Below are 25,251 nucleotides of genomic sequence, written 5' to 3'. Positions count from 1 at the left end.
TTCGACTTACAAAACACCGAGCATTGAAACAGGCCGAGCGGATATTGTGAACTCAACGGCACGAATCGACGCGCCGCGATAATGACGAAGACGCTCACCATGGCCACCCTGTTCACGCTCAAGCGAACCGCCCGCTGCACGCTGGTCGCGTTCATCGCGCTTGCGGCACTGCCCCCCGCATTCGCGCAATCGGCCGGCGCCCCGCCCTATGCGGCGGCGGCACGGCAACCGGGCGGCGATCCGCCCGGTCGTGTCGCGCGGCTCAATTACCTGTCGGGCGCCGTGACGACCGAACCGGCCGGCACCGATACGTGGTCGTATGCCGCCGTGAACCGGCCGCTGACGACCGGCGACCAGCTCTGGAACGATGCCGGTGCGCGCTCGGAACTGCACATTGGCTCGACCGCGGTGCGGCTCGGTGAATCGACGAGTGTGTCGGTGCTGAACCTCGACGACACGACGACCCAGCTGAAAGTGGGGCTCGGCACCGTATCGACGCACGTACGCGACCTGCCGGCCGGCGGATCATACGAAATCGACACGCCCAACCTCGCGCTCGGCATCACGGGCCCCGGCGACTATCGCGTCGACGTCGCGCCGAACGGCGCGAGCACGACGGTCACGGTGCGCAGCGGCAGTGCGACCGTCTACGGCAGCAATGGCCAGTACCCGCTGTCGCCCGGGCAGCAGGTCGTGTTCACGGGCACCGACCTGCAGGTCGCACAGCAATCCGCCGCCCCGGGCCCCGATCCGCTCGACCAGTGGGCCGCCAGCCGCGACGCGGCCGAGGAGCGCTCGGTGTCGGCTCGCTATGTGTCCCGCGACATGCCCGGCTACCAGGATCTCGACGCGAACGGCACATGGCGCGAAACGCCGAATTACGGCCAGGTATGGGTGCCGAACGACACGCCGGCCGACTGGGCGCCGTATCACGACGGCCACTGGATCTGGCAGGCACCGTGGGGCTGGACGTGGGTCGACGACGCGCCCTGGGGTTTCGCGCCGTATCACTACGGCCGCTGGGCATACGTGGACGATAGCTGGGCCTGGGTACCGGGCCCGCTGGTCGTCAGCCAGCCGCCGGTCTATGCGCCGGCACTGGTCGCGTTCGTGGGCGGGGGCGGCGGCCCCGACTGGAGCGTCGCGCTCACGGTGGGCGGCGTCGCCGCGGCCGGCTGCGCGTGGTTCGCGCTCGGCCCGGGCGAACCATGGCATCCGGGCTGGGGCGGCTGGAGCCCGCACTACTACGACCGTGTGAACCGCAACATCGTGGTGAACAACGTCAACGTGAACAAGACCGTGAACGTGACGAACATCACCAATATCACCAACATCAACAAGACGTACGTGAACTTCCGCGCGCCGCACGCGATCACGGCCGTACCGGCCTCCGCGTTCGTGCACGGCCAGCCGGTCGCGCACTTCTCGCAGCACGTCGATCCGCAACAATGGCGCAACGCGCACGTCACGCCGGGGACACCGGGCATTGCGCCGGTGCGCCAGAGCTTCACGGGCGGGCTGCGCAATGCGAGCTACCGTCCGCCTGCAGCGATTGCCCAGCATCCGTACGTCGCGACGCGCAATCCCGCCGTGCCGGCCGCGTATCTCGACCACGCGGCAGCCCATCTCGCGCAGCAAGGCGCGCGCGTACCGGGTGCCGGCGCACCTGTCGTGAAGACGAACGTGCCGGCCGACTATACGGCTCGCCCGGTCCGCGTTCCGGGCAAGCCGGACGGCGGCGCATGGGCGATGCACAACGTGCAGCTCGTGAATCCGCACGGCCCCGTCGTGCAACCGGCTCGCGCGCCTCGCGAAGGCCAGCCGGCCGCCGTGCAGGCCGGGCGGCCGGGCACACCGATACCGGGCATGCCGATACCGGGCACGCCGAATGTCGCGCGGCCGGCGAACGGCGAAACCCCCAACGCACCGCGTTTCGCCAACGGCGGCATGCCGCAGGCGCCCGGCAACCCGGTGCCGCATCAGGCATTCGGGTCCGGCAACGGCGTCCCGCATCCGCCGGTCGCGAACAACGGTCCGGCTGGCATCGGCAATGCACATGCGGCCGAGACGCCGTCACCCGCGTGGATGCAGCCGCACACACCGATGGAACGTCAACGCCCTGCTCCGCCGACCGCGCTCCACGCGGCGGGACAGAATGCGCTGCCGCCCGTGCGCAGCGCGGCGGTGCCGCATCCGGAAGGCGTGCCGACGCCGCAGGGCACGCAGCCCGACAGCCGGAACGAAGCGCCTCGCGCCCTGCCGCAACCGCGGCTCGACAGCACGGCGCAGATTCCGCAGCCGCGTCCGCGCCCCGATTTCCAGTCGCCGGCCCAGCATGGGCAATCGCAACCGGAACGGGCGGCAGCTGCGCCGCAACCGCACCCCGAATTCGCACAACCGGCGCCGCACCGCGAAGTCGCGCCGCCCCGTGTGAACGAGTACCGTCCGCCGGCCCCCGCCGTGCATGACATGCCGCGCCCGCAACCGCAGGCGCCGCGCATGGAGCCGCGGCCACAGCCCGCGCCGCGTATGGAGCCGCGACCGCAGCCGGCGCCACGCATGGAACCGCGCCCGTCGATGCCCGCACCGCGCATGGAACCGCGGCCGCAACCGGCACCGCACGTCGAGGCGCCCCACCCGAGCAACCCGCCGCCGCAAGGCGGTCACGAAGAGCGGCATCGCCAGTAAGCGCCGCAAACGTGAAACAAAAAGGCCCGACCGGGATCAGCCGGTCGGGCCTTTTTTCTACGGGCGCGGCTCGATGCATCCGCGCGGCCCGGCTTGCTCGATCAGACCGCCATCGGCGCGGTCAGCGGCTCATGGTGGCGGTAGCCGACGAGCGAGAAATCGGACGGCTCGATCTGTTCCAGCCACTCGGGCGCGTAGACGCCCGTCTTCGCGTATTCCGGCACGCGCTCGGCAATCTCGAGCCGCGGGCTCTCGTAAGGCTCGCGCGTGAGCTGGCGCTGCAGCATGTCGAGCTGGTTCTCGTAGATGTGCGCGTCGCCGATGAAGTACGTGAACCAGCGCGGCGTGTAGCCCGTCAGCCGGCCAACGAGTTCCAGCAGTGCGGCCCCTTCCGTCAGGTTGAACGGCGTGCCGAGGCCGACGTCGTTGCTGCGGATGTACAGGCACAGCGAGATTTCGCGCTTCGTCGCATTCGGCAGGAACTGGTACAGCAGGTGGCACGCGGGCAGCGCGATCTGGTCGAGCACGGCCGGATTCCACGCGTGAAACAGGATGCGACGGTCGGACGGATTCTCCATGATCGTGTCCAGGCACTGGCGCAACTGGTCGATCGCCTTGTACAGCAGCACCTTCGGCGCGCCGTCTTCGTCGAAACGCGTGACGATCCGGAAGCCGCGGCGCGTCGCATCGGCGATCTGCGCGTCGGCGCCCGCGTCGAGCACCTTGTAGCCCGGCCACTGGCGCCATTGCACGCCGTACACGTCGCCGAGATCGTCGACGCCCTGGCGATACGGGTTCGCGAGCCATTGCGCGTTCTCGTTCGCGTTCGCATCCCACACCTTGCAGCCGAGCGCGCGGAAATCGGCCGCGCTGCGCGTCGCGCGCAGGAAGCCGACCAGTTCGCCGATCGCCGACTTGAATGCCAGCTTCTTGGTCGTCACGGCCGGGAAGCCTTGCTGCAGGTCGAAGCGCAGCATCGCGCCCGGCATGCTGATGGTGCGGATCCCCGTGCGGTTCTCCTGCCAGGTGCCGGTATCGAGAATGGTACGAACGAGATCGAGATACTGTTTCATGCGGGTTCCTTCGGCCGCGAGGGCGGCCGTACCCGCCAATTTTAGCAAGCGTGGCGAGGAAGCTCCGGCGACGGCGCCGAAAACCCTGCCAGCGTGTCGCCGCGATCGCGCATGCCGTGTGCGCACATCAGCCGGTAGAGCGTGACGCGCGACACGCCGAGTTCGCGCGCGGCATCCGCGAAACGGCCGCGATGGCGCAACAGCGCCTGCTCGATCGCCTGCCGTTCGGCCGCCTCGCGCGCCTCCAGCAGCGATACGGGCGCGAGCGTCGCGAAGTCGTTCAGCTCGAGATCGGCTGCAGTGATCATCCGGCCTTCCGACATGACGATCGCGCGGCGCACGCGATTGATCAGCTCGCGCACGTTGCCCGGCCACGAATAGCCGTACAGCGACGCGACCGCGTCAGGGGAAAAGCCGCGCAGGCGACGATGCGCGTCGCCCTTGAAACGCTCGAGCATGTGGCGCGCGAGCACCTCGATGTCCTTGCCGCGCGCGCGCAGCGGCGGCTCCTCGATCTTCAGCACGCACAGGCGATGGAACAGGTCCTCGCGGAACCGCCCTTCGCGCAGCGCCGCTTCCATGTCCACATGCGTCGCGCAAATCACGCGCACGTCGACGGGCACCGACACGTGCGCACCCAACCGCTCGATCTTGCCTTCCTGCAGGAAGCGCAGCAGGCTCGCCTGGCTTTCGAGCGGCAAGTCGCCGATCTCGTCGAGAAACAGCGTGCCGCCGTTGGCGGCCTCGACGCGGCCGATCTTGCGCTGGTTCGCGCCGGTGAACGCGCCGCGCTCATAGCCGAACAGTTCGGCCTGCAACAGCGTCGACGGAATCGCACCGCAATTGATCGCGATGAAAGGCGCCTGCGCGCGCGACGAACGTTCGTGAATCGCGACCGCCGTCAGTTCCTTGCCCGTACCCGATTCGCCGGAGATGAACACCGGCGCGTCGGTCGCCGCGACGCGGCGTATCGTCCTGAAGAGCCCGAGCATCGCATCGCAGGTCCCGACCATTTCGCCTTCGCTGCGTCCGGCACCGACGGGCGGCGCAACGGTTTCCGTCAGCGCGATCATCCCGTGTGCATGGCCGACGGTCTCGACGATCCGCGCCGTCTCGTACGGCATCGTCACGTAGTCGAAACAGTAGTCGCGAATGAGATGGCGCAGCGTAGCGTCCTGCAACTGGCCGCGGCGCGTCGCCGCGATCCAGCCGATGTGCTGAATGCTCAGACAGGATTCGAGTTCGCGCAGGTCGGAAGGCTTGAAGCCCGGCGAAAAATCGAGCAGCCCGGCCGTTGCGATACCATGCTGCACGACGCGTCGTACGTCTCGCACGGTCTCCGCGAGATCGACACGCCAACCGCATTCGTCGAAATGGCCGCGCAACGCGTCGTTCGGTTCGCGCGAATAGTAGACCACGTGCCGCTGATCGGCGCCCATATGCTCACCCCGTTCATCAACCGTCTAACGATTGCCGCGCACGCCACGTCGCGTGCGAAAAGGATCGAATCGGTCAGCCGAAGGCGGCTCGATTCGCCATGCCGATGCGTGGCGACGACAAAGCCTCGCATGATGGCGCTTATCTCGCGTCCAGTTATTTTGATCAAGACAGCTTAGTTGTAGGCACTGAATACGACAATCCGGTTTCAGCGCGGTGGGCGATGCGGCCGTATCGCTCAGGAGGTCGATGCATGTCAATCGTCTGCACATAGCCCCCGGCGCAGCGATCGCTCTGTCATCAACACTTGCGACGATTTTCATCCTTGAAGCGTGTCGATTGAATCCGCAGTATTCCCGAGCCCCCTCGTTTCAGGCCTGAAACATTTTCAGCCGTTTTCCGACGCGATTCGCAACGCTTGAGCACGAATCGCAGTCTCGACAACGGTCCCGGCGCAATGGCATGCATTTCGCTAAACATGGAAACCGTCGGAGACAGCGACCATGCGAAAACATCTTTTACTTTCTTTCGTGTCGATGACCATTGCGGTCGCGGCCGCCGGCCCGCCCGCACGCGCAGACGAAAGCACGATTCCGGATCGCGCCATGCTGCTTGCGGCCAACGCGCCGGGCATGCAACACGGCAACGGGCTCGGCATCGTGACCGTGTCGTCACCGCAACCGCTGCCGGCCGGCAGGACGTCGGTGACCCTGTGGGACGAGATCCCGCCACCGCCTCAATTGCCGATGCCACTTCCCGCACCGCATCCGGGCGACTGGCAGCACGCGATGGAAGGCACCACGCAAGGCAGTACGCATCAGTGATGTACGAGTCGATCCATTTGATCAGGATTCCGTATTGATTTGATCGAGCCGGCCAGCATTGACCCGATGCCGGTATCGTCACGCTCGCAACACGATGCGGTTTTTGTGCTCCGTCCCCCGGCGGGCACTCTTTTTATTCATTCCGTCGCCGCGACGCCTTGCCTCGGGCGTCGCGGCGCGCAGTGCAGAAAGGCGGATGTGCGCCCCCGGAACCGGCGCGTGCCGCCGTTCCGGTAAAATCGGCGCCATTCCGGTTTTCCTTTCCCCGACCTTCATGACGACGTTGACCCTGATCGTCGCGCGTGCCCGCAACGGCATCATCGGCCGCGACAACCAGTTGCCCTGGAAACTTCCCGAGGATCTGGCCTTCTTCAAGCGCACGACGATGGGCGCACCGATCGTGATGGGCCGCAAGACCCACGAGTCGATCGGCCGGCCGCTGCCGGGCCGCCGCAATATCGTGGTCACGCGCGACGCGACGCGACGCTTCGACGGCTGCGACACGGTCACGTCGCTCGCCGATGCGCTCGCGCTCGCCGCACGCGACGGCGTGCCCGAGGCGTTCCTGATCGGCGGCGCGCAACTCTACACCGAAGGGCTCGCACTCGCCGACAAGCTGGTCGTCACCGAGATCGATGCCGACTTCGACGGTGACGCCTCGTTCCCGGCACCCGACGCCGCGCAGTGGCAGGAAGTGTCGCGCGATGCGCACCAGGCGGCCGCGCCGAATACGTTCGGCTATGCGTTCGTCGTCTACAAGCGCAAGCGCGGCTGACGCGTCACGCACCATGAAAAAAGCCCGACCGGCTCGCGCCGGTCGGGCTTTTTCGTTTGATGGCGACCGATGCCGCGCGCCGCTTACTGCCCGGCGATCGTCATCTGCTCGATCAGCACCGAGCCCGTTTCCTTCGTACCGCGCACGATCGAATCGGCACCGATCGCGACGATATGCCGGAACATTTCCTGCAGCGTGCTCGCGACGGTGATTTCCTCGACCGGATACTGGATCACGCCGTTCTCGACCCAGAAGCCCGCCGCACCGCGCGAATAGTCACCCGTCACGTAGTTCACGCCCTGCCCCATCAGCTCGGTCAGCAACAGGCCCGTGCCGAGCTTCTTGAGCATCGCGTCGAAATCGTCGCCCGCCTGCGTGTTCGAGCTGCGCAGCGCGAGGTTGTGCGAGCCGCCCGCGTTGCCGGTGGTCTGCGTGCCGAGCTTGCGCGCCGAATAGGTCGACAGGAAATAGCCTTCGACGACGCCGTCCTTGACGACGCTGCGCGCACGCGTGCGCACGCCTTCCTCGTCGAACGGCGCGCTGCCCATCGCGCGCGGCACGTGCGGATCCTCGACGACCTGGATATGCGGCGCGAACACCGGCTTGCCGAGGCTGTCGACGAGGAACGACGTCTTGCGGTACAGCGCACCGCCGCTCACCGCCTGCACGAATGCGCCGAGCAGGCCGGCCGCGAGCGGCGCCTCGAACAGCACGGGCACCTTGCGGGTATCGAGGCGGCGCGCGCCCATCCGCGCAAGCGCACGCTCGGCCGCGTAACGGCCCACCGCTTCGGGTGCCGCGAGATCGATCGCACTGCGCTTCGACGAATACCAGTCGTCGCGCTGCATGTGACGGCCGCTGCCCGCGATCGGCGCGCATGCGATGTAATGACGCGAGTACGGGTAGCCGGACAGGAAACCGCGCGACGTGGCCAGCACGAACTGCGAATGCTGGGCCGACACGCTCGCGCCTTCCGAGTTGCGAATCTGCGGGCTGACCGCGAATGCGGCGTCTTCCGCACGGCGGGCAAGTTCGACGGCCTCGTCGGCCGACAGCGCCCACGGGTGGTAGAGGTCGAGGTCACGCGGGTCGGTTTCGAGCAGCTCGGCTTCGGCGAGGCCGGCCGCCTCGTCCTCGGCAGTGAAGCGCGCGATGTTGTACGCGGCGGCGACGGTATCCTTGATCGCGCCCGGCGAGAAATCCGATGTGCTCGCGTTGCCGCGCTTCTTGCCGATGAACACGGTCACGCCGACCATTTTGTCGCGGTTGTGCTCGATCGTTTCGACTTCGCCGCGGCGCACCGACACCGACAGGCCGTCGCCCTCGGAGATTTCGGTCGCGGCGTCCGTCGCGCCGAGCGCCTTCGCATGGCGAAGGATGTCCGAGGCGATTTCTTTGAGCTGGTCCTGCGTGTGCGGGAAATAGCGCGCTTGTACGTCGAGATTGGCTGCCATCGTCTTGGTATCCGGTGGCGGGCGGGCGCCCGCATGTTCAAAATATTACGTATCCCGCGATCATAGCAAGGTCCGGGGCCGGACACCGACAAGCTTGGGGTGTCCGCGGCGCGATACAATGCCGTCCATGACACGCAAAACCCGAATCCAGCCGATCGAGCATGCCGCCGAAGAGGACGACAATGGCTACGATCGCCCCAGCAAATCCCAGTTGAAGCGCGAGATGCACGAGCTGCAAGTGCTCGGCCAAGCACTCGTCGATCTGCCGAAAGACGCGCTGAAACGCATGCCGATGCCCGAAAGCCTCGGCGACGCCGTGCGCGAGGCGCGCCGGATCACCGATCACGAAGGCAAGCGCCGCCAGCTCCAGTACGTCGGCCGCGTGATGCGCTCGCTGACCGACGACGAGACGGCCGCGCTGCGCACCGCGCTCGACGCGCAGCGCGGCGTGAACAAGGCCGCGACGGCCCGCCTGCACTGGATCGAACGCACCCGCGAACAGTTGCTCGCGAGCGACGACGCACTGACCGAATTCCTGCGTCAGCACCCGGAAGCCGACATCCAGGAAGGCCGCACGCTGATCCGCAACGCACGCAAGGAAGCGCAGCAAGGCAAGCCGCCGCGCTATTTCCGCGAGCTGTTCCAGTGGATCAAGACCGCCGGCGGCACGTCCCATGCGGACGACGAAGCGGCGGACGACGCCGGAGACGACCATGACGACGACGAAGCGTAACCACCCGGACGAGCTCGTGGTCGGCCTCGTGTCGATCAGCGACCGCGCGAGCACGGGCGTCTACGAAGACAAGGGCATTCCGGCGCTGCAGGAGTGGCTCGCCGGCGCGCTGGTGTCGCCGTGGCGCGCCGAAACGCGCCTGATCCAGGACGACGCGCCGACGATCTCCGCCACCCTCGCCGAGCTCGTCGACGTCGCGGGGTGCGACCTCGTGCTGACGACGGGCGGCACGGGCCCGGCGCGCCGCGACGTGACGCCGGAGGCCACGCTGGCCGTGGCGACGAAGGAAATGCCGGGATTCGGCGAACAGATGCGGCAGATCAGCCTGAATTTCGTGCCGACCGCGATCCTGTCGCGGCAGGTCGCGGTGATCCGCGAGACGGCCGACCATGCGGCCCTGATCATCAACCTGCCCGGCCAGCCGAAGTCGATCCGGGAAACGCTCGAAGGGCTGCGTGATGCCGACGGCAAGTCGACCGTGCCCGGCATCTTCGCCGCGGTGCCCTACTGCATCGACCTGATCGGCGGCCCTTACATCGAGACCGACGCCGCGGTGGTCGCGGCATTCCGGCCGAAAAGCGCTCAGCGCGCGCCGCGCTAGGCGCGTGCCGGCCCGCTCAGGCGGCCGGCGCGGACTCGCCTGCCGAAGCCGACGCGGCCGGAATCAGGAAATGCTCGCGGTAGTACTTCAGCTCGTCGATCGACTCGTGGATGTCCGCGAGCGCCGTGTGCATCGCCCGCTTCTGGAAGCCCTTGTAGATCGCGGGCTGCCAGCGTCGGCACAGCTCCTTGAGCGTGCTGACGTCGAGGTTGCGGTAGTGGAAGAACCGCTCGAATTCGGGCATCCAGCGCGCCATGAAGCGGCGGTCCTGACAGATCGAGTTGCCGCACATCGGCGACTTGCCGGGCGACACGTACTGCGCGAGGAAAGCCTGCAATTGCTCGGCGGCTTCCGCCTCGGTCACGGTCGACGCGCGCACGCGGTCGATCAGGCCCGAACGGCCGTGCGTCGACTTGTTCCAGTCGTCCATCTTCGCGAGCGTTTCGTCGCTCTGGTGGATCGCGAACACGGGGCCTTCGACGGCGATGTCGAGCGTGGAATTGGTCACGACGACCGCGATCTCGATGATGCGGTCGTTATCCGGGTCGAGGCCCGTCATCTCCATGTCGAGCCAGACGAGGTTCAACTCGTTGCGCACGAGCGCGGGCTGGCTGGTGGAAGCGGCGGTATCGGTCATGAGTCATCCTGGAAAATGGCGGACGGCGCGCGGCGCCGCCCGGGCGGCCGGCATCGCATCAGCGGGGCCGGTCCGCAAGAACATATAATTCTCGCATAGAACCCTTTGGCGCCTTCGATGTCACCCTTTTCGTTCACCCTGCTGTTCGCGCTCGCCGTGCTCGCGATGGTCGTCACCAAGCTGTGGCTCGCGTCGCGGCAGATCCGCTTCGTCGCGGCGCACCGCAACGGCGTCCCCGCGCAGTTCAGCGCAACCATCCCGCTGACCGCCCACCAGCGCGCGGCCGACTATACGGTCGAGCGCACCCGGCTGACGATGCTCGAAATCGTCGTCAGCGCGGCCGTGCTGGTCGGCCTCACGCTGCTCGGCGGCGTCGGCGCACTCGATACGCTGCTCACCGGCTGGCTCGGCCGCGGCTACGGGCAGCAGGTCGCGCTTGTCGCGGCGGTGCTCGTGATCACGGGCGTCATCGACGTCCCGTTCGAGTATTACCGCCAGTTCGGGATCGAACAGCGTTTCGGCTTCAACCGGATGACGAAGCGGCTGTTCTTCACCGACATGCTGAAAAACTCGCTGCTCGGCGCCGCGCTCGGCCTGCCGCTGCTGTTCGTCGTGCTGTGGCTGATGAACCAGGCCGGCAGCCTGTGGTGGCTGTGGACCTGGATCGTGTGGGTCGCGTTCCAGATGCTCGTGCTGCTGATCTACCCCACCTTCATCGCACCGATCTTCAACAAGTTCGAGCCGCTGAAGGACGACGCGCTGCGCGCGCGCATCGAGTCGCTGATGAAGCGCTGCGGCTTTGCGGCGAAGGGGCTGTTCGTGATGGACGGCAGCCGCCGCTCCGCGCACGGCAACGCGTACTTCACGGGCTTCGGCGCGTCGAAGCGGATCGTGTTCTTCGACACGCTGCTCGCGCGCCTGTCCGGCCAGGAAATCGAAGCCGTGCTCGCGCACGAACTCGGCCACTTCAAGCGCCGCCACGTGATGAAGCGGATGCTCGTGTCGTTCGTGCTGAGCCTCGTGCTGCTTGCGCTGCTCGGCTGGCTGGCGCAACGCACGTGGTTCTACACGGGGCTCGGCGTCACGCCGTCGCTCGACACGAGCAACGCAGGTGCCGCGCTCGTGCTGTTCTTCCTCGCGATTCCCGTGTTCCTGTTCTTCGCGACGCCGTTCAGCAGCCTCACGTCGCGCAAGCACGAATTCGAAGCCGACGCATTCGCGGCCAGCCAGACCGACGCACAGGATCTCGTCAGCGCGCTCGTGAAGCTCTATGAGGACAACGCGTCGACACTGACGCCCGACCCCGTCTACACGGCCTTCTACTACTCGCATCCGCCCGCGTCGCAGCGGATCGACCGCCTGATGCAGCACGCATGAGCCGGCCGACCTCCCGCAAGCCGGCCCCGCGCGCGTTGGGCGCGCAACGTGCCGAAGGCCGCGTGATCGCGGCACACGGGCGCCACTACATCGTCGCGCCCGACGACGGCGGCCCGATGCTGCAGTGCTTCCCGCGCGGCAAGAAGAGCGAGATCGCGGTCGGCGACCGTGTCGCGTACGAACTCGCGTCGGCCGACCAGGGCGTCATCGTCGAGATCGGCGAACGGCGCAACCTGCTGTACCGTTCCGACCAGTTCAAGTCGAAGCTGTTCGCGGCCAATCTCGATCAATTGCTGATCGTGCTCGCGACCGAGCCCTACTTCAGCGAGGACCTGCTCGGCCGCGCGCTGATCGCCGCCGAGGCGAACGAGCTGAAGCCGCTCGTCGTGCTGAACAAGATCGACGTCGAAGCCGCGCTGCCGGTCGCGCGCGAGCGCCTCGCGCCCTACCGCGCCCTCGGCTACGACGTGCTCGAGCTGTCGGTGAAGGGCTCGCCCGACGACGCGCGCGCGCAACTGATGCCGCACCTCGCCGGGCACTCGACGATCCTGCTCGGCCAGTCCGGGATGGGCAAGTCGACGCTCGTGAACCTGCTCGTTCCCGATGCCGAAGCCGCCACGCGCGAGATTTCGGCCGCGCTCAACAGCGGCCGTCACACGACGACGTTCACGCGCCTCTACCCATTGGCGGGCGGCGGCGCGCTAATCGATTCGCCGGGCTTCCAGGAATTCGGCCTCTACCACCTGACGGAAGGCCGTCTCGAGCGCGCCTTTCCGGAGTTCCGGCCGCTGCTGGCCGACTGCCGTTTCTATAATTGCCATCATCTGCACGAACCCGGCTGCGCGATTCTCGACGCTGTCGCCGACGGCCGCATCGCACCGTCGCGGCATGCGCTGTATGCGCAGCTCGTGCACGAGGCGAGCCAGATCGTCCGCTGACCGCGCGGCGCGCGCGCGGCGGCCAGCCGGTGCCATGCGGGCCGGCTTTCACCGACAGGAGCCGCGATGCGTTTCAAGGCACCCGATCTCGCGACGGCGCAGCATTGGGCCAACGTGCTTCAGGTGGCCGGCATCGGTTGCGAGCTGCATAACTGCTACGCGACCGGCGCGCTCGGCGGCCTGCCCGCCGACGCGTGCACGCCCGAACTGTGGCTCGACGACGAACGCGACGACGCACTCGCGCGCCGGCTCCTCGATGCCGCGTCGCATGGCCCGTCGGCCGGCGCCGCGCCGTGGCGCTGCCGGCAGTGCGGCGAGGCGCTCGAAGCCCAGTTCACTGCGTGCTGGCAATGCGGCACCGTGCGCGATCCGCTGAACGACTGACCCACAGCAAAAAGGCCGGCTTCAAGCCGGCCTTCTGCCTTTCATCGGGTACCGCACTGCCCCGTCACGACACCCAGACGGCGAGCGTCAGCATCAGCAGCAGAATCATCCACAGGATCACCGCACGCCAGACGAGGCCCACCGCGGATTGCAGCGTGCGCGGCGTGCAATCGTCACCGACCGTCAGCGGGCCGCTGTCGCCGACTGCCAGCGCGTCGAGGCTCGACGGTTCCGCGAGCGGCCCCGCGAGGCGGGCGCCGAGTGCTCCGCTGCCGGCTGCCAGCAGGACGCCATCGTTCGGATCGGGCCACTGGCGCGTGTGGTTGCGCCACGCATAGATCGCGTCCTCGAAATTGCCGACGATCGCGAAGCCGAGCGCGGTCAGTCGTGAGGGAATCCAGTCGATCACGAAGAACGCGCGCTGCGCGAACGTCGAGAAGGCCGCCGTGCGGTCGTCGCCCGGCGTCGACCAGCTGCGCGCGAGGTATTCGGAAATCCGGTACAGCACGGCACCGGCCGGGCCGATCGGCAGCACGTACCAGAAGAACACGCCGAACACGTGGCGATGCGATGCGACCACGGCGTGAATCAGCGTATGGCGGACGATTTCGCCGACCGGCATGTCGACCGTGTCGATGCCCGTCCACTCGTGCAGGATTTCGCGCGCACGCGGCACGTCGTCGTTATTGAGCGCGAGGTGGATGTCGGTGAAGTAATGGCTGAACTGACGGAAGCCGAGCGTGAAATACACGACGACGACGTTCCAGATGAATGCGAGCACGAAGCTCACCTTGTACAGCAGGAAATAGATCAGCGCGACGATCAGCACCCACGGCAGTACGACCGCGAGCCAGGCGAGGATGCCGTGCTTCTGCTTGCCCGCGTCGAGACCATGCGCGACGGTTTCCGCATGAAACTGAAAGAGCGCGAACACCGGATTGTTCGGCGACAACGCGCGGACCTGTTCGATGATGAGAGCGAGGAGAACCGAAAAGAAAGTCATGCGTGGCGCCGTCTTCGGAGTTATGTCATTTTTTGCATAACGATAGCACAGCGTAAGCACCGGATGGCTGCCGGTGCAGTCGCCCGCCAGCCGGCCACGCGCGCCGACAGCCGTACACGCCTAGCCGGCGGCCAAGAAGCGGTACAGATTGCGCAACATGCCGGCAGTTGCGCCCCAGATGAAGTAATGCCCGCCGGGTTCGCCATTCGGATAGGGCATCGCAAAAAAACGACGCTCGCCGCCTTCCCAGCGGAACACACGGACCTGATGGTTCGCGGGATTCATCAGGAACGCGAGCGGGACCTCGAAAATCTCGGCCACTTCGAACGTGTCGGCCTGCACGGTGAACGGCGGATGCACGAGGCCGACCACCGGTGTCACGCAAAAGCCCGTACCGGTCAGGTAGTCGGGTAGCGCGCCGAGGATCTCGACACGCTCGTCTACCAGACCGATCTCTTCCTTCGCCTCGCGCAACGCGGTGGCGGTTGCATCGCGATCGAACGGTTCGCGGCGACCGCCGGGGAAGCTGATCTGCCCGGCGTGGTCGTTCAGGTGGTCGGCGCGCTGGGTCAGCAGCATGGTGAGGCCGGACTCGCGGACGACGAGCGGCACGAGGACGGCCGCGCTGCGTGGATCGACGCCCTCCTGCAGCCTCGCCTCGCCGGGCTCGACGCTCCATTCGAGCGTGCGCGCGAAACGGTCGCGCAGGCCGGCCGGCGTCATCAGGCGGGAATCGATGGCCGGCAGGCCGGCGCCGGTGCCTTCGACCGGCAGGACTTCGGGATCGATGATGGGGCGGCGATTCAATGGGGCTCTCGGGTTCGTGTCGTATCGAGCATATTCTCGCGCCAGAATGAAAAAAGCACCCGGTTGGGTGCTTTTTCCTTACAGCTCTTACTCTTGGGAAGCTGCTGCGGCGCGATCCTTCGACACCAGCTTTTCCTTGATACGAGCCGACTTGCCCGAACGCTCGCGCAGGTAGTACAGCTTCGCACGACGCACATCGCCGCGACGCTTCACGACGATGCTTGCCAGCAGCGGCGAGTACGTCTGGAACGTACGCTCGACGCCTTCGCCCGACGAGATCTTGCGGACGATGAAGTTCGAGTTCAGACCACGATTGCGAATCGCGATCACGACGCCTTCGTAAGCCTGAACGCGCTTGCGGTTACCTTCAACCACGTTCACGTTCACGATCACCGTGTCGCCCGGGGCGAATTCGGGGATCGTCTTGCCGGCGAGCGCGCGCTCGATTTCTTCCTGCTCAAGTTTTGCGATCAGATTCATTACTGACTCCTTATGCCATCGTGTCGGCGTTCACACCCGCCTGCTTCCAGGCCTGGCCCCGATAGAGGATGGATTCACATCAGGCGCCGCACACGCATGTACGGCACCGCCAATTCCCGCTCGCGCAGCCGCCTCAGGAGGCGTCCTTCGCTTCGCGTGCGAGGTTCGCGAGCCACGCCTCGTCGGCGCGGCTCAACAACTTCTCGCGGCGCGCCCGGACGATCAGATCCGGCCGCTTCCGCAACGTATTCCTCAATGCTTCCTGACGCCGCCACTTCTCGATCTCGGCATGATGCCCGCCGAGCAGCACGTCCGGTACGCGCACGCCGTCGTATTCCTCGGGGCGCGTGTAGTGCGGACAATCGAGCAGGCCATCGGCGAAGCTGTCCTGCACGGCCGACAGCGAATCGTTCAGCACGCCGGGCAGCAACCGCACGACTGCATCCATCATCGCCATCGCCGGCAATTCGCCGCCCGACAGCACGAAATCGCCGAGGCTGATTTCCTCGTCGACGCAACGGTCGAGCAGGCGCTGGTCGATCGCTTCGTAGCGACCGCACAGCACGACGACGCCGGGTTCCTGCGCCATCCGCACCGCACGATCATGCGTGAGCGGCGCGCCTTGCGGCGACATCATCACGACGCGCGTGCTCGCGATGCCCTGCTCCGCCTGTGCCGCTTTCGCGGCATCGATCGCGGCTTCGAGCGGCCTGGCCAGCATCACCATGCCCGGACCACCGCCGTACGGACGATCGTCGACCGTGCGGTAGTTGTCCGTCGTGAAATCACGCGGATTCCAGGTGCGCAGCCCGAAGCGCCCTTGCTTGACGGCCCGGCTGGTGATCCCCCAGTCGGTCAGTGCACGGAACATCTCGGGAAAGAGCGTGACGACGTCGAACTGCACCGCGCTCTCGGTAACCTGGTTCATTTCAGTAATCGGCTTCCCAGTCGACGACGATGCGACGCGCCGCCTGATCCACCGTTTTGACGTATACGCCGACGAACGGAATCAGCCGCTCGTCGGTGGTCGGCTGACCGTCTTTACCGGTCGCCGGATACTCGACACGCATGATCGAATGCACGCCATTGTCGATCATCCCGCTCACCTTCCCGAGTGCCACCGATTGCTCGTTGACGACGTCGAGACCGATCAGGTCGACCCAATAGAATTCGTCCGCGGCCAATGCCGGGAAATCTTCCCGGCGCACGAACACGCGAAAGCCGCGCATCGCGTACGCGGCATCGCGGTCGCTGACGCCCGCGGGTTGCGCAACGACGGTGTCGCTGTGCGCCTTCGACTGCATGATGCGGACGGAAAACCGCTCCGCACCGCGTTCCAGCCACCAGTGGCGCGCCTTGAGCAGCGCATCGCCACCGCGGCCGGCGTCGGCATGCGTCGCCACCTTGACCCAACCCTTCAGGCCATAGGCGTCGACCACCGCGCCGACCTCGACGGCATCGTCGGGCCAGGCTTGCGCCACTTCGAGACTGCCCTGCTCGGCAGCCTGACCGGCGTTCGCGACAGCGTCGCGCTCGACCGGCTTGCGGACGAATGCGCCAAACGACGCACGCCCGCGCCTTGCATTACCGGAATCGTGACCCGCCATCAATGCACCTCACAGCCGGCACGACCGGCACACCGTGCCATGTTAGGCAGCCGGTTGCGCCTTTTGCGCTTCCTTCACGAGACGCTGGACGGTCGGCGACAGTTGCGCGCCAACACCTTGCCAGTACGTCAGGCGATCCTGAGCGATACGCAGCGATTCGCCCTTCGTAGCGACCGGGTTGTAGAAGCCGACGCGCTCGATGAAGCGGCCGTCACGACGGTTGCGCGAATCGGTAGCAACGATGTTGTAGAACGGGCGCTTCTTCGAGCCGCCACGAGCCAGACGGATGATAACCATATGATGTCCTTCGGGAAAACCGGGTTCGAAACTACTGAAACACGCGATTATAGCCGGAAACCAGAGGCACAACAAACACTTACGCGTAAAAAATCCGGAGGCGGCCTGTCCGCCGGGCATACAATCATCGTGTCCGGGACGTTCCACACCGTCATGCCGCCCCTTCGCGCCGCCTCGATGCGCCGCGCGCAGCACCGTTTCGCGGCGCTGCTTGCCGGCCTTGCCTGCCTCGCGTCCGCACTGGCGTTTGCCGCGCCGTTGCCGGTGGGCGAACTCGTCGTGCCGCCCGGCTTCCACGTCGAAGTGCTGGCCGACGCGGTACCGACCGCGCGCGAAATGGCGTGGTCGCCGCGCGGCATCCTGTATGTCGGCACCCGGGAAGGCCGCGTTCACGCGTTCGTCATGCACGAGGGCCGGATCAGCGCGCGCTATGTTGTAGCGTCCGGGCTCGACATGCCGGTCGGCGTCGCCTACCGCGGCGGCGCACTCTATATATCCGCCGTCTCGCGCATTCTGCGCCTCGATCGTATCGACGACCGGCTGGCCAAGCCGCCCGCACCTGCCGTCGTCACCGACGCGCTGCCGACCGAACACCATCATGGGTGGAAATTCATCGCGTTCGGCCCCGACGGCAAGCTGTATGTACCGACCGGCGCACCGTGCAACGTCTGTCTCGCCGATCGCAGCCGCTATGCGATCATCGCACGCATGAAGGCGGACGGCAGCGGGAATGAGGTTGTTGTCCGCGGCGTACGCAATACGGTCGGCTTCGCGTGGCACCCCGATTCGGGCGAGCTTTGGTTTACCGACAACGGGCGCGACATGATGGGTGACGACGTGCCCGACGACAAATTGAACCGCGCACCGCGCGCCGGCCTCGACTTCGGTTTCCCATACTGCCATGGCGGCGACACGCCCGACCCCGAATTCGGCAGCGCCGACGTATGCCGCCGCTATGTGCCGCCCGTATTGAAACTCGGTGCGCACGTCGCAGCACTCGGCATGCGCTTCTATACAGGGTCGATGTTTCCGGCGTCGTATCGCAATAACGTCTTCATCGCCGAACACGGCTCATGGAATCGCAGCACGAAGGTCGGCTACCGCGTGATGCGCGTCGTCGTCTCGGCGGATGGCAGCCAGGCGCGCCAGACCCCGTTCGTCACGGGCTGGCTGCGACCCGACGGCACGGTGTGGGGACGCCCCGCCGACGTACTGCCGCTGCCGGACGGCTCGCTGCTCGTCAGCGACGACTACGCGGGCGCGATCTACCGCGTGACCTATGCGGCACCTTGACGCAGGACAGGGATGACCGGGCTCGACCGGGCATCGTAGAATGCGTGCCGGGCCGCGTGCCCGCGCCGGCCCGCCGGCCGCCCATGCCAACGACAATACGCCGCCATCCATGTCCAGCAGCACCGCACCGTCCCGCCGCTTTCGCTCCAAGACGCTCACCGCCGCCCTCGCGTTCCTGTTCGGATCGCTCGGCGCGCACCGCTTCTATCTGTATGGCTTCCGCGACGTGTTCGGCTGGGCGCACCTGCTCGCGACGATCGTCGGCATCCCGGGCTTCCTCCTGCTCGCCGCAACCCAGCGCAGCGCGGGCCTCGGCTGGTGGCTTGCAGTTCCCGGCGCGATCTCGCTGCTGGCAGCGTTTCTCGCCGCGCTCGTCTACGGGCTGCGCCCCGACGAAAAATGGGACGCGCAATTCAACGCAGAGACGGGTAAGCACAGCAAGTCGGGCTGGACCGTGATCTTCGTGGTGATCTTCTCGCTGCTGATCGGTGCATTCCTGCTGATGACCGCACTCGCGCTGTCGTTCCAGACGTACTTCGAGTCACAGGTCGAAGCAGCCAAGCAGATTTCGCAGTAAGCGTAACGGCCGCTACGCACCGGCGCTCTGCGCCGGTTTGGCACGCCGGTCAGAACAGGTTCAATTGCGTGTCGTCACGCGACTGCGTCGACCGCGTCGCGGCTGAACGAACGGCAACGCGCGGCGCCGCGGTGGCCGGCGCACCGCGAAACTGCGACAGATCGAGAATCCCGTTCGTGCGCTCGTTCAGCCCGAGCCGCTTGACGACCTGGCGGAAACGCTGCCGCAGCAGGTCGGCCCAGATCCCCTCGCCCTTCATCCGTTTCGAGAAATCCGAGTCGTAGTCCTTCCCGCCGCGCATGTCGCGCACGCGGTTCATCACGCGCTCCGCGCGATCGGGAAAATGCGCGGTAAGCCAGTTCTTGAACAGCGGCGCGACTTCCCACGGCAGCCTCAGGATGATGTAGCTCGCATGCGTCGCGCCGGCTTCCGCGCATGCCTCGAGCACGCGCTCCATGTCAGGCTCGGTGACGAACGGAATCATCGGGGCAATGCTCACGCCGACCGGCACGCCCGCCTCGCTCAGCGCCCGAATCGTACGCAACCGGCGCGCCGGCGTTGCCGCGCGCGGCTCGAGCGTGCGCGCGAGATCGGCATCGAGCGTCGTGATTGTGACCGCCGCCATCACCTGCCCCCGTTCGGCCATCGGCGCGAGCAGGTCGAGATCGCGCTCGATCAGCGACGACTTCGTGATCGCGGCGAACGGCAACCCGCGATCGTGCATTACTTGGATCACGCTGCGCGTGATGCGCAGGTCGCGCTCGACCGGCTGGTAGGCATCGGTGTTGACGCCGAGCGCGATCGGCTCCGGCACGTAGCGCTTGCGTGAAATCTCGCGCTCGAGCAGTTCGGCCGCATTGACCTTCGCATAGATGCGGCTTTCGAAATCGAGCCCCGGCGACAGGCCGAGATAACTGTGCGTCGGCCGCGCGAAGCAATAGATGCAACCGTGCTCGCAGCCGCGATACGGATTGAGCGATACGCTGAATGGAATGTCGGGCGACTGGTTGTGCGTCAGGATGCTCTTCGCACGCTCCTCGAAGACCTGCGTGCGAAGCGGCGCGGGGAAATCGGTATCGTCCGACTCGTGTGCCCAGCCGTCGTCGACCGCTTCGCGCTGCGCGATCTCATATCGCCCCTGCAGGTTGTCGACCGCACCGCGCCCCTTGCGGGGCACGGGCGGCGCTATCGGAAATTCGTTGTCGGATCGATCGTCCATGTGCCCACCCATTCGCCTGCACCCAATACTGTATATTTATACAGTATTGGGTGCAGCATGCCAAGGGCGGGATAAAGGGCCCGACGGCCCGCCGCAGGCGCGTCAGTCGCCCACCGCGATCGTCAGCGTCTCCTTGATTTCTTCCATCACGACATAGCTCTTCGACTGCACGGCGCCGGGCAGCTGCAGCAAGATGTCGCCGAGCAGCTTCCGGTAGTCGGCCATCTCGCCGATCCGCGCCTTGATCAGGTAGTCAAAATCACCGGACACGAGATGGCACTCGAGCACCTCGTCGATCTTCATCACTTCGCGGCGGAATTGCTCGAACATGTTGCCGCCCTTGTGGCCAAGCGTGATCTCGACGAACACCAGCAGCGCGGCATCCAGCTGGTGCGGGTCGACCCGTGCGTGATAACCGGTGATCACGCCATCCCGCTCCATGCGCCGCACGCGCTCGATACACGGTGTCACGGTCAGTCCAACCTGTTCCGCAAGGTCTTTCATCGCCATCCGGCCGTCGTCCTGGAGCAGTTTCAGGATGCGTCGGTCGAGCTTGTCGAGCGAGCGTACGGGCTGACGTTGCGTTCTCATTTGTTTATGCTGAAAACCTGAAAAATACGATAACAAAACCTACACATTCGACAATACCATAGCGCAAAAAACTAGATCAGCTAGAGGTTACACGGAGACGCAGGTGCGCCCGGCCTCGATCTGGTCCCTTCCATCTGGAGCAGCTATGCGAGTCGTCATTCTGGGCAGCGGTGTGGTGGGCGTGGCAAGCGCGTATTACCTCGCGCGCGCCGGCCATGAAGTCACGGTGATCGACCGGGAAGCCGGCCCGGCGCTCGAGACGAGCTTCGCGAACGCAGGCCAGATCTCCCCCGGCTATGCCGCGCCGTGGGCCGCACCCGGCGTGCCGCTGAAGGCCGTCAAGTGGATGTTCGAAAAGCACGCGCCGCTCGCAATCCGCCTCGACGGCACGCGCTTCCAGCTCCAGTGGATGTATCAGATGCTGCGCAACTGCACGGCCGAGCGCTACGCGGTCAACAAGGGCCGCATGGTTCGCCTCGCCGAATACAGCCGCGACTGCCTGCAGGCATTGCGCGCCGATACCGGCATCCAGTACGAAGGCCGCACGGGCGGCACGCTGCAACTGTTCCGCACGCAGCAGCAACTCGACGGCGCGGCGAAGGACATCGCCGTCCTGCAGGAAGCGAACGTGCCGTTCGAACTGCTTTCCCCGGCCGACCTGAAGAAAGCCGAACCGGCGCTTGCCGCCGTCTCGCACAAGCTGACGGGCGGCCTGCGCCTGCCGGGTGACGAAACGGGCGACTGCCAGCTGTTCACGACGCGCCTTGCCGCGCTCGCCGAATCGCTTGGCGTAAAGTTCCGCTACAACACGCCGATCGATGCGCTCGCGATCGCGGGCGGCAAGATCGCCGGCGTGCAGTGCGGCAGCGAGACGGTGCGCGCGGACGCGTACGTCGTCGCGCTCGGCTCGTACTCGACCCGCTTCATCTCGAACCTGATGAAGATCCCCGTCTATCCGCTGAAGGGCTATTCGATCACCGCGCCGATCGTCAACGAAGCGGCCGCGCCCGTGTCGACCGTGCTCGACGAGACCTACAAGATCGCGATCACGCGTTTCGACCAGCGCATCCGCGTCGGCGGCATGGCGGAAATCGTCGGCTTCGACAAGAAGCTGCGCACCGCGCGCCGCGAAACGCTTGAAATGTGCGTGAACGACCTGTTCCCGGGCGGCGGCGACACGTCGAAGGCAACGTTCTGGACGGGCCTGCGCCCGATGACGCCGGACGGCACGCCGATCGTCGGCCGCACGCCGGTGTCGAACCTGTTCCTGAACACCGGCCACGGCACGCTCGGCTGGACGATGTCGTGTGGCTCGGGCCAGCTGCTCGCGGACCTGATCTCGGGCAAGATGCCGGCGATCCAGGCCGACGACCTGTCGGTGCATCGTTACCTGAAGGACGTGGCCGGCCAGACGCGCCCGGCATACGCATAAGCCGCGCCGCCCGCAGCCAAGCGGGCCCGGCTGGCATCGAAAAGAAAGGCGCCCCTCGGGGCGCCTTTTTCACTTCATCGAACCGTCAGCCGGTCAGAACTGGTCTTCCGTCAACGCGAGCACGCCCTCGTTGCCCTTCGTGCCGACAACAGCATGTCCTTGACGGGGGCGTGATAGCTCATGGCGCGTCTCCTCTCTCTTCTGTCGATGGCGAAAAAAAAGGGGCGCTCGTCGCGCCCCCTCTTCTCGTGTGCTTACCGCCGAAGCGTCACACGGCTTTAGCCGAGCTCGGCCACGAGCTCCGGCACGAGCGCGAACAGATCACCGACGAGGCCGTAGTCGGCCACGCTGAAGATCGGCGCTTCCGGGTCCTTGTTGATCGCAACGATCACCTTCGAATCCTTCATGCCTGCCAGATGCTGAATTGCACCCGAGATACCGACCGCGATGTACAGCTGCGGTGCGACGATCTTGCCGGTCTGGCCGACCTGATAGTCGTTCGGCACGTAGCCGGCGTCGACTGCCGCGCGCGATGCACCCAGTGCCGCGCTCAGCTTGTCCGCCAGCGGCTCCAGCACCTTCGTGTAGTTCTCGCCGCTGCCGAGGCCACGGCCGCCCGACACGATGATGCTTGCCGACGTCAGTTCCGGACGGTCCAGCTTCGTCACTTCACGGCTCACGAACTGCGACTTGCCGGCGTCCGCCGCCGCTTCGATCTTCTCGACCGCTGCGCTGCCGCCTTCCGCTGCCACCGGATCGAAACCCGTTGCACGCACCGTGATGACCTTGATCGGATCGCTCGACTGCACCGTCGCGATCGCGTTGCCTGCGTAGATCGGGCGTTCGAACGTGTCGGCCGAATCGACCGCCGTGATATCGGAGATCTGCGCGACATCCAGCTTCGCGGCGATACGCGGCGCGATGTTCTTGCCGTAGGCGGTAGCCGGCGCGAGGATGTGCGAGTAATCCTTCGCGATGTTCAGCGCGGTCGCCTCGACGTTTTCCGCGAGGCCCGCTTCGAGTTGCGGCGCGTCGGCCAGGAGGACCTTCGACACACCCGCGATCTTCGCTGCTGCGTCCGCGGCCGCTTGCGCATTGTGGCCCGCGACCAGCACGTGAATGTCGCCGCCGATCTTCGCTGCCGCCGCAACCGTGTTCAACGTCGCGGCCTTGATCGACGCGTTGTCGTGTTCTGCAATCACCAGAATCGTCATTTCTTTCCGCTCCCTCTTACAGCACCTTGGCTTCGGTCTTCAGCTTCTCGACCAGCGTCTTCACGTCCGGCACCTTCACGCCGGCTGCGCGCTTCGGCGGCTCGACCACCTTCAGCGTCTTCAGACGCGGCGCGACGTCGACACCCAGGTCTTCCGGCTTCACGGTTTCCAGCGGCTTCTTCTTCGCCTTCATGATGTTCGGCAGCGTCACGTAACGCGGCTCGTTCAGGCGCAGATCGGTCGTGATCACGGCCGGCAGCGACAGCGACAGCGTTTCCGCGCCGCCGTCGACTTCGCGTGCGACCGTTGCCTTGCCGTCGGCCACCGTGACCTTCGATGCGAACGTCGCTTGCGGGAGGCCTGCCAGCGCAGCCAGCATCTGGCCCGTCTGGTTCGAATCGTCGTCGATCGCCTGCTTGCCGAGGATCACCAGTTGCGGCTGTTCCTTGTCGACCAGCGCCTTCAGGATCTTCGCGACGCCCAGCGGCTCGACGCCGTCGTTCGATTCGACGAGGATCGCGCGATCCGCGCCGATCGCCAGCGCCGTACGCAGCGTTTCCTGCGCTTGCGCGACACCCACCGACACGGCGATCACTTCGGTCGCCACGCCCGCTTCCTTCAGGCGCACGGCTTCTTCAACCGCGATTTCGTCGAACGGGTTCATCGACATCTTCACGTTCGCGATGTCGACACCCGTGTTGTCCGACTTCACGCGGACCTTCACGTTGTAATCGACCACTCTTTTCACTGGCACCAGGATTTTCATGCACACGCTCCAAAGTTACGAATACGACCAGAGGCCATTCTATAGCGAGGCCTCATGACTGCGCGGCCAAGCGGACCCAACCTTCGTGGTTGTCGAGGATACCGCTTCTTGGCGACGCGCCAATGATAGCGAACGGTCGTTCTATTTTAAAAGAGAAAAAACCCGGACGCAAAGCCCGGGTTTTCGATCATCGACTCTAATCACGCCGGGCGCCCCGTGCTTCGCCTGTTACCAGGCGGCAATGACCGCGCCGCCGAACTTCCCTTCGATGAACTGCTTCACCTCGGCCGAATGGTAGGCCGCGACCAGTTTCGCGACCCACGGCTTGCTCCGGTCCGCCTCGCGGATCGCGAGGATGTTCGCGTACGGGCCGTTGGGACCCTCGATCGCGATCGCGTCCTGTTTCGGTTTCAACCCCGCTTCCATCGCGTAGTTGGTATTGATCGCGGCCGCGTCGACGTCACCGAGCGAGCGCGGAATCTGCGCCGCATCGAGTTCGACGATCTTCAGCTTGCGCGGATTGTCGACGATATCGAGCGGCGTCGCCTTCAGCCCCGCGTCCGCGCGCAGCTTCAGCAGGCCCTGCTTTTGCAGCAACAGCAGCGCACGGCCGCCGTTGGTCGGATCGTTCGGGACCGCAATGCGCGCGCCCGGCTTCAGCTCGGCCAGCGACTTCACGCGCTTCGAATAGATGCCCATCGGGAACGTGACGGTATCCGCGACCTTGACCAGCTTGTAGCCGCGATCCTTCACCTGCGCCTGCAGATACGGATCGTGCTGGTAGCTGTTCGCGTCGAGGTCGCCCGACGCAAGCGCGGCGTTCGGCTGCACGTAATCGGAGAATTCGACGATGCGGATGTCGAGGCCGCTCTTCGCCGCGACCTTCTTCACCGCCTCCATGATCTGCGCGTGCGGCCCGCCCGTCACGCCCACCTTGATGGTTTCGGCCTGCGCGTGCGCGCCCGCGAACAGCGCGGCCGCGCCCAGTGCCGCCGCGAATTTCAGCATGAAGCGTCGTTGCATCGAGTGTCCCCTGACGGATCA

26 protein-coding genes are annotated in these 25,251 nt (G+C 66.1%); 11 read left to right on the top strand and 15 right to left on the bottom strand.

Annotation, left to right across the window (positions count from 1 at the left end):
* Window positions 1-99: 99 nt before the first annotated feature.
* A complete protein-coding gene (locus F3J15_RS12850) occupies window positions 100-2,688 on the top strand; it encodes a DUF6600 domain-containing protein (protein ID WP_166891472.1) in 2,589 nt (862 codons plus the stop codon).
* A gap of 101 nt (window positions 2,689-2,789) precedes the next feature.
* Here F3J15_RS12850 and F3J15_RS12845 read toward each other — a convergent pair whose 3' ends face one another.
* Both F3J15_RS12845 and F3J15_RS12840 read right to left on the bottom strand, forming a co-directional pair.
* Entirely contained in the window at window positions 2,790-3,761 is a 972-nt protein-coding gene (locus F3J15_RS12845; RefSeq protein ID WP_089439519.1) for a thymidylate synthase, read from the bottom strand.
* Between the two features lie 41 nt (window positions 3,762-3,802).
* Complete coding sequence (locus F3J15_RS12840; protein WP_089483562.1) at window positions 3,803-5,200, bottom strand: sigma-54 dependent transcriptional regulator; 1,398 nt, start codon at window positions 5,198-5,200, stop codon at window positions 3,803-3,805.
* A gap of 501 nt (window positions 5,201-5,701) precedes the next feature.
* Here F3J15_RS12840 and F3J15_RS12835 point away from each other — a divergent pair.
* Entirely contained in the window at window positions 5,702-6,022 is a 321-nt protein-coding gene (locus tag F3J15_RS12835; protein ID WP_166891469.1) for a hypothetical protein, read from the top strand.
* A 274-nt stretch (window positions 6,023-6,296) separates the two neighbouring features.
* Window positions 6,297-6,797 carry a dihydrofolate reductase gene (locus tag F3J15_RS12830; protein WP_166891466.1) on the top strand — a complete coding sequence of 167 codons (501 nt, stop codon included), beginning with the start codon at window positions 6,297-6,299 and terminating at the stop codon, window positions 6,795-6,797.
* A gap of 83 nt (window positions 6,798-6,880) precedes the next feature.
* Here the strand turns inward: F3J15_RS12830 and pmbA are convergent, their stop codons facing one another.
* A complete protein-coding gene (gene pmbA, locus F3J15_RS12825; RefSeq protein ID WP_039370934.1) occupies window positions 6,881-8,251 on the bottom strand; it encodes a metalloprotease PmbA in 1,371 nt (456 codons plus the stop codon).
* Between the two features lie 127 nt (window positions 8,252-8,378).
* Between pmbA and yjgA the strand changes: the two genes are divergently transcribed.
* Both yjgA and mog read left to right on the top strand, forming a co-directional pair.
* Window positions 8,379-8,984, top strand: coding sequence for a ribosome biogenesis factor YjgA (gene yjgA, locus F3J15_RS12820; protein ID WP_272481932.1), 606 nt, complete (start codon window positions 8,379-8,381; stop codon window positions 8,982-8,984).
* Window positions 8,965-9,585 carry a molybdopterin adenylyltransferase gene (gene mog / locus F3J15_RS12815; RefSeq protein WP_046545213.1) on the top strand — a complete coding sequence of 207 codons (621 nt, stop codon included), beginning with the start codon at window positions 8,965-8,967 and terminating at the stop codon, window positions 9,583-9,585. Before yjgA ends, mog begins: the two co-directional genes overlap by 20 nt.
* 16 nt (window positions 9,586-9,601) lie before the next feature.
* Here mog and orn read toward each other — a convergent pair whose 3' ends face one another.
* Complete coding sequence (orn, locus tag F3J15_RS12810; protein ID WP_011351365.1) at window positions 9,602-10,222, bottom strand: oligoribonuclease; 621 nt, start codon at window positions 10,220-10,222, stop codon at window positions 9,602-9,604.
* 117 nt (window positions 10,223-10,339) lie between these two features.
* Here orn and F3J15_RS12805 point away from each other — a divergent pair, with 117 nt between their 5' ends.
* From F3J15_RS12805 to F3J15_RS12795, 3 genes are all read left to right on the top strand, one after another.
* Window positions 10,340-11,599 carry a M48 family metallopeptidase gene (locus F3J15_RS12805; RefSeq protein WP_069247450.1) on the top strand — a complete coding sequence of 420 codons (1,260 nt, stop codon included), beginning with the start codon at window positions 10,340-10,342 and terminating at the stop codon, window positions 11,597-11,599.
* Complete coding sequence (gene rsgA / locus F3J15_RS12800) at window positions 11,596-12,537, top strand: ribosome small subunit-dependent GTPase A (protein WP_166891463.1); 942 nt, start codon at window positions 11,596-11,598, stop codon at window positions 12,535-12,537. Before F3J15_RS12805 ends, rsgA begins: the two co-directional genes overlap by 4 nt.
* 66 nt (window positions 12,538-12,603) lie before the next feature.
* On the top strand, window positions 12,604-12,921 hold the full coding sequence (locus F3J15_RS12795; RefSeq protein ID WP_166891460.1) for a DUF2007 domain-containing protein: 318 nt from the start codon (window positions 12,604-12,606) through the stop codon (window positions 12,919-12,921).
* A gap of 64 nt (window positions 12,922-12,985) precedes the next feature.
* Here F3J15_RS12795 and F3J15_RS12790 read toward each other — a convergent pair whose 3' ends face one another.
* The 6 genes from F3J15_RS12790 to rpsP form a co-directional block, all read right to left on the bottom strand.
* Complete coding sequence (locus F3J15_RS12790) at window positions 12,986-13,924, bottom strand: CobD/CbiB family protein (protein WP_021159740.1); 939 nt, start codon at window positions 13,922-13,924, stop codon at window positions 12,986-12,988.
* Window positions 13,925-14,044: 120 nt separating this feature from the next.
* Window positions 14,045-14,731: a CoA pyrophosphatase gene (locus F3J15_RS12785; RefSeq protein WP_166891457.1), complete on the bottom strand. Its 687-nt coding sequence runs from the start codon at window positions 14,729-14,731 to the stop codon at window positions 14,045-14,047.
* Between the two features lie 87 nt (window positions 14,732-14,818).
* A complete protein-coding gene (gene rplS, locus F3J15_RS12780) occupies window positions 14,819-15,211 on the bottom strand; it encodes a 50S ribosomal protein L19 (protein ID WP_006753174.1) in 393 nt (130 codons plus the stop codon).
* 133 nt (window positions 15,212-15,344) lie between these two features.
* Window positions 15,345-16,139, bottom strand: a complete 795-nt coding sequence (gene trmD, locus F3J15_RS12775) for a tRNA (guanosine(37)-N1)-methyltransferase TrmD (protein WP_006476548.1) — start codon at window positions 16,137-16,139, stop codon at window positions 15,345-15,347.
* Window position 16,140: 1 nt separating this feature from the next.
* Window positions 16,141-16,818, bottom strand: coding sequence for a ribosome maturation factor RimM (rimM, locus tag F3J15_RS12770; RefSeq protein ID WP_166891454.1), 678 nt, complete (start codon window positions 16,816-16,818; stop codon window positions 16,141-16,143).
* 42 nt (window positions 16,819-16,860) lie between these two features.
* Window positions 16,861-17,115 (bottom strand): 30S ribosomal protein S16, encoded by a 255-nt coding sequence (rpsP, locus tag F3J15_RS12765; RefSeq protein WP_006476550.1) that lies wholly within the window; start codon window positions 17,113-17,115, stop codon window positions 16,861-16,863.
* A 153-nt stretch (window positions 17,116-17,268) separates the two neighbouring features.
* Here rpsP and F3J15_RS12760 point away from each other — a divergent pair, with 153 nt between their 5' ends.
* Window positions 17,269-18,408, top strand: coding sequence for a PQQ-dependent sugar dehydrogenase (locus tag F3J15_RS12760; protein WP_166891450.1), 1,140 nt, complete (start codon window positions 17,269-17,271; stop codon window positions 18,406-18,408).
* 109 nt (window positions 18,409-18,517) lie between these two features.
* A complete protein-coding gene (locus F3J15_RS12755; protein ID WP_039370986.1) occupies window positions 18,518-18,985 on the top strand; it encodes a TM2 domain-containing protein in 468 nt (155 codons plus the stop codon).
* A 49-nt stretch (window positions 18,986-19,034) separates the two neighbouring features.
* On the opposite strand, the gene F3J15_RS12750 is transcribed toward F3J15_RS12755, so the two are convergent.
* Window positions 19,035-20,216 carry a PA0069 family radical SAM protein gene (locus tag F3J15_RS12750; RefSeq protein WP_166891447.1) on the bottom strand — a complete coding sequence of 394 codons (1,182 nt, stop codon included), beginning with the start codon at window positions 20,214-20,216 and terminating at the stop codon, window positions 19,035-19,037.
* Window positions 20,217-20,306: 90 nt separating this feature from the next.
* Window positions 20,307-20,795 (bottom strand): Lrp/AsnC ligand binding domain-containing protein, encoded by a 489-nt coding sequence (locus F3J15_RS12745; protein ID WP_011351353.1) that lies wholly within the window; start codon window positions 20,793-20,795, stop codon window positions 20,307-20,309.
* Window positions 20,796-20,940: 145 nt separating this feature from the next.
* Between F3J15_RS12745 and F3J15_RS12740 the strand changes: the two genes are divergently transcribed.
* Window positions 20,941-22,227 (top strand): D-amino acid dehydrogenase, encoded by a 1,287-nt coding sequence (locus F3J15_RS12740; protein WP_166891444.1) that lies wholly within the window; start codon window positions 20,941-20,943, stop codon window positions 22,225-22,227.
* Between the two features lie 278 nt (window positions 22,228-22,505).
* Here F3J15_RS12740 and F3J15_RS12735 read toward each other — a convergent pair whose 3' ends face one another.
* From F3J15_RS12735 to F3J15_RS12725, 3 genes are all read right to left on the bottom strand, one after another.
* On the bottom strand, window positions 22,506-23,441 hold the full coding sequence (locus F3J15_RS12735) for an electron transfer flavoprotein subunit alpha/FixB family protein (RefSeq protein WP_166891441.1): 936 nt from the start codon (window positions 23,439-23,441) through the stop codon (window positions 22,506-22,508).
* A 16-nt stretch (window positions 23,442-23,457) separates the two neighbouring features.
* Window positions 23,458-24,207 (bottom strand): electron transfer flavoprotein subunit beta/FixA family protein, encoded by a 750-nt coding sequence (locus tag F3J15_RS12730; protein ID WP_011351349.1) that lies wholly within the window; start codon window positions 24,205-24,207, stop codon window positions 23,458-23,460.
* Window positions 24,208-24,435: 228 nt separating this feature from the next.
* Window positions 24,436-25,230 carry a MetQ/NlpA family ABC transporter substrate-binding protein gene (locus F3J15_RS12725; RefSeq protein ID WP_089445174.1) on the bottom strand — a complete coding sequence of 265 codons (795 nt, stop codon included), beginning with the start codon at window positions 25,228-25,230 and terminating at the stop codon, window positions 24,436-24,438.
* Window positions 25,231-25,251: the final 21 nt, after the last annotated feature.

This window comes from Burkholderia sp. Ap-955 (assembly GCF_011753045.1).
Lineage (GTDB): Bacteria > Pseudomonadota > Gammaproteobacteria > Burkholderiales > Burkholderiaceae > Burkholderia > Burkholderia lata_D.
Note: the sequence above shows the minus strand (reverse complement) of the source record. Positions and strands in the feature narration are given on the sequence as shown.

Coding starts and splice junctions, on each gene's coding strand:
- F3J15_RS12750 (WP_166891447.1), bottom strand. CDS start 20,216: ATGGGTGGGCACATGGACGATCGATCCGACAACGAATTTCCGATAGCG.
- yjgA (WP_272481932.1), top strand. CDS start 8,379: ATGACACGCAAAACCCGAATCCAGCCGATCGAGCATGCCGCCGAAGAG.
- F3J15_RS12745 (WP_011351353.1), bottom strand. CDS start 20,795: ATGAGAACGCAACGTCAGCCCGTACGCTCGCTCGACAAGCTCGACCGA.
- mog (WP_046545213.1), top strand. CDS start 8,965: ATGACGACGACGAAGCGTAACCACCCGGACGAGCTCGTGGTCGGCCTC.
- F3J15_RS12840 (WP_089483562.1), bottom strand. CDS start 5,200: ATGGGCGCCGATCAGCGGCACGTGGTCTACTATTCGCGCGAACCGAAC.
- F3J15_RS12830 (WP_166891466.1), top strand. CDS start 6,297: ATGACGACGTTGACCCTGATCGTCGCGCGTGCCCGCAACGGCATCATC.
- rimM (WP_166891454.1), bottom strand. CDS start 16,818: ATGGCGGGTCACGATTCCGGTAATGCAAGGCGCGGGCGTGCGTCGTTT.
- F3J15_RS12740 (WP_166891444.1), top strand. CDS start 20,941: ATGCGAGTCGTCATTCTGGGCAGCGGTGTGGTGGGCGTGGCAAGCGCG.
- F3J15_RS12790 (WP_021159740.1), bottom strand. CDS start 13,924: ATGACTTTCTTTTCGGTTCTCCTCGCTCTCATCATCGAACAGGTCCGC.
- rsgA (WP_166891463.1), top strand. CDS start 11,596: ATGAGCCGGCCGACCTCCCGCAAGCCGGCCCCGCGCGCGTTGGGCGCG.
- rplS (WP_006753174.1), bottom strand. CDS start 15,211: ATGAATCTGATCGCAAAACTTGAGCAGGAAGAAATCGAGCGCGCGCTC.
- F3J15_RS12805 (WP_069247450.1), top strand. CDS start 10,340: ATGTCACCCTTTTCGTTCACCCTGCTGTTCGCGCTCGCCGTGCTCGCG.
- F3J15_RS12845 (WP_089439519.1), bottom strand. CDS start 3,761: ATGAAACAGTATCTCGATCTCGTTCGTACCATTCTCGATACCGGCACC.
- F3J15_RS12795 (WP_166891460.1), top strand. CDS start 12,604: ATGCGTTTCAAGGCACCCGATCTCGCGACGGCGCAGCATTGGGCCAAC.
- F3J15_RS12760 (WP_166891450.1), top strand. CDS start 17,269: ATGCCGCCCCTTCGCGCCGCCTCGATGCGCCGCGCGCAGCACCGTTTC.
- trmD (WP_006476548.1), bottom strand. CDS start 16,139: ATGAACCAGGTTACCGAGAGCGCGGTGCAGTTCGACGTCGTCACGCTC.
- F3J15_RS12850 (WP_166891472.1), top strand. CDS start 100: ATGGCCACCCTGTTCACGCTCAAGCGAACCGCCCGCTGCACGCTGGTC.
- pmbA (WP_039370934.1), bottom strand. CDS start 8,251: ATGGCAGCCAATCTCGACGTACAAGCGCGCTATTTCCCGCACACGCAG.
- F3J15_RS12735 (WP_166891441.1), bottom strand. CDS start 23,441: ATGACGATTCTGGTGATTGCAGAACACGACAACGCGTCGATCAAGGCC.
- F3J15_RS12835 (WP_166891469.1), top strand. CDS start 5,702: ATGCGAAAACATCTTTTACTTTCTTTCGTGTCGATGACCATTGCGGTC.
- F3J15_RS12730 (WP_011351349.1), bottom strand. CDS start 24,207: ATGAAAATCCTGGTGCCAGTGAAAAGAGTGGTCGATTACAACGTGAAG.
- orn (WP_011351365.1), bottom strand. CDS start 10,222: ATGACCGATACCGCCGCTTCCACCAGCCAGCCCGCGCTCGTGCGCAAC.
- rpsP (WP_006476550.1), bottom strand. CDS start 17,115: ATGGTTATCATCCGTCTGGCTCGTGGCGGCTCGAAGAAGCGCCCGTTC.
- F3J15_RS12725 (WP_089445174.1), bottom strand. CDS start 25,230: ATGCAACGACGCTTCATGCTGAAATTCGCGGCGGCACTGGGCGCGGCC.
- F3J15_RS12755 (WP_039370986.1), top strand. CDS start 18,518: ATGTCCAGCAGCACCGCACCGTCCCGCCGCTTTCGCTCCAAGACGCTC.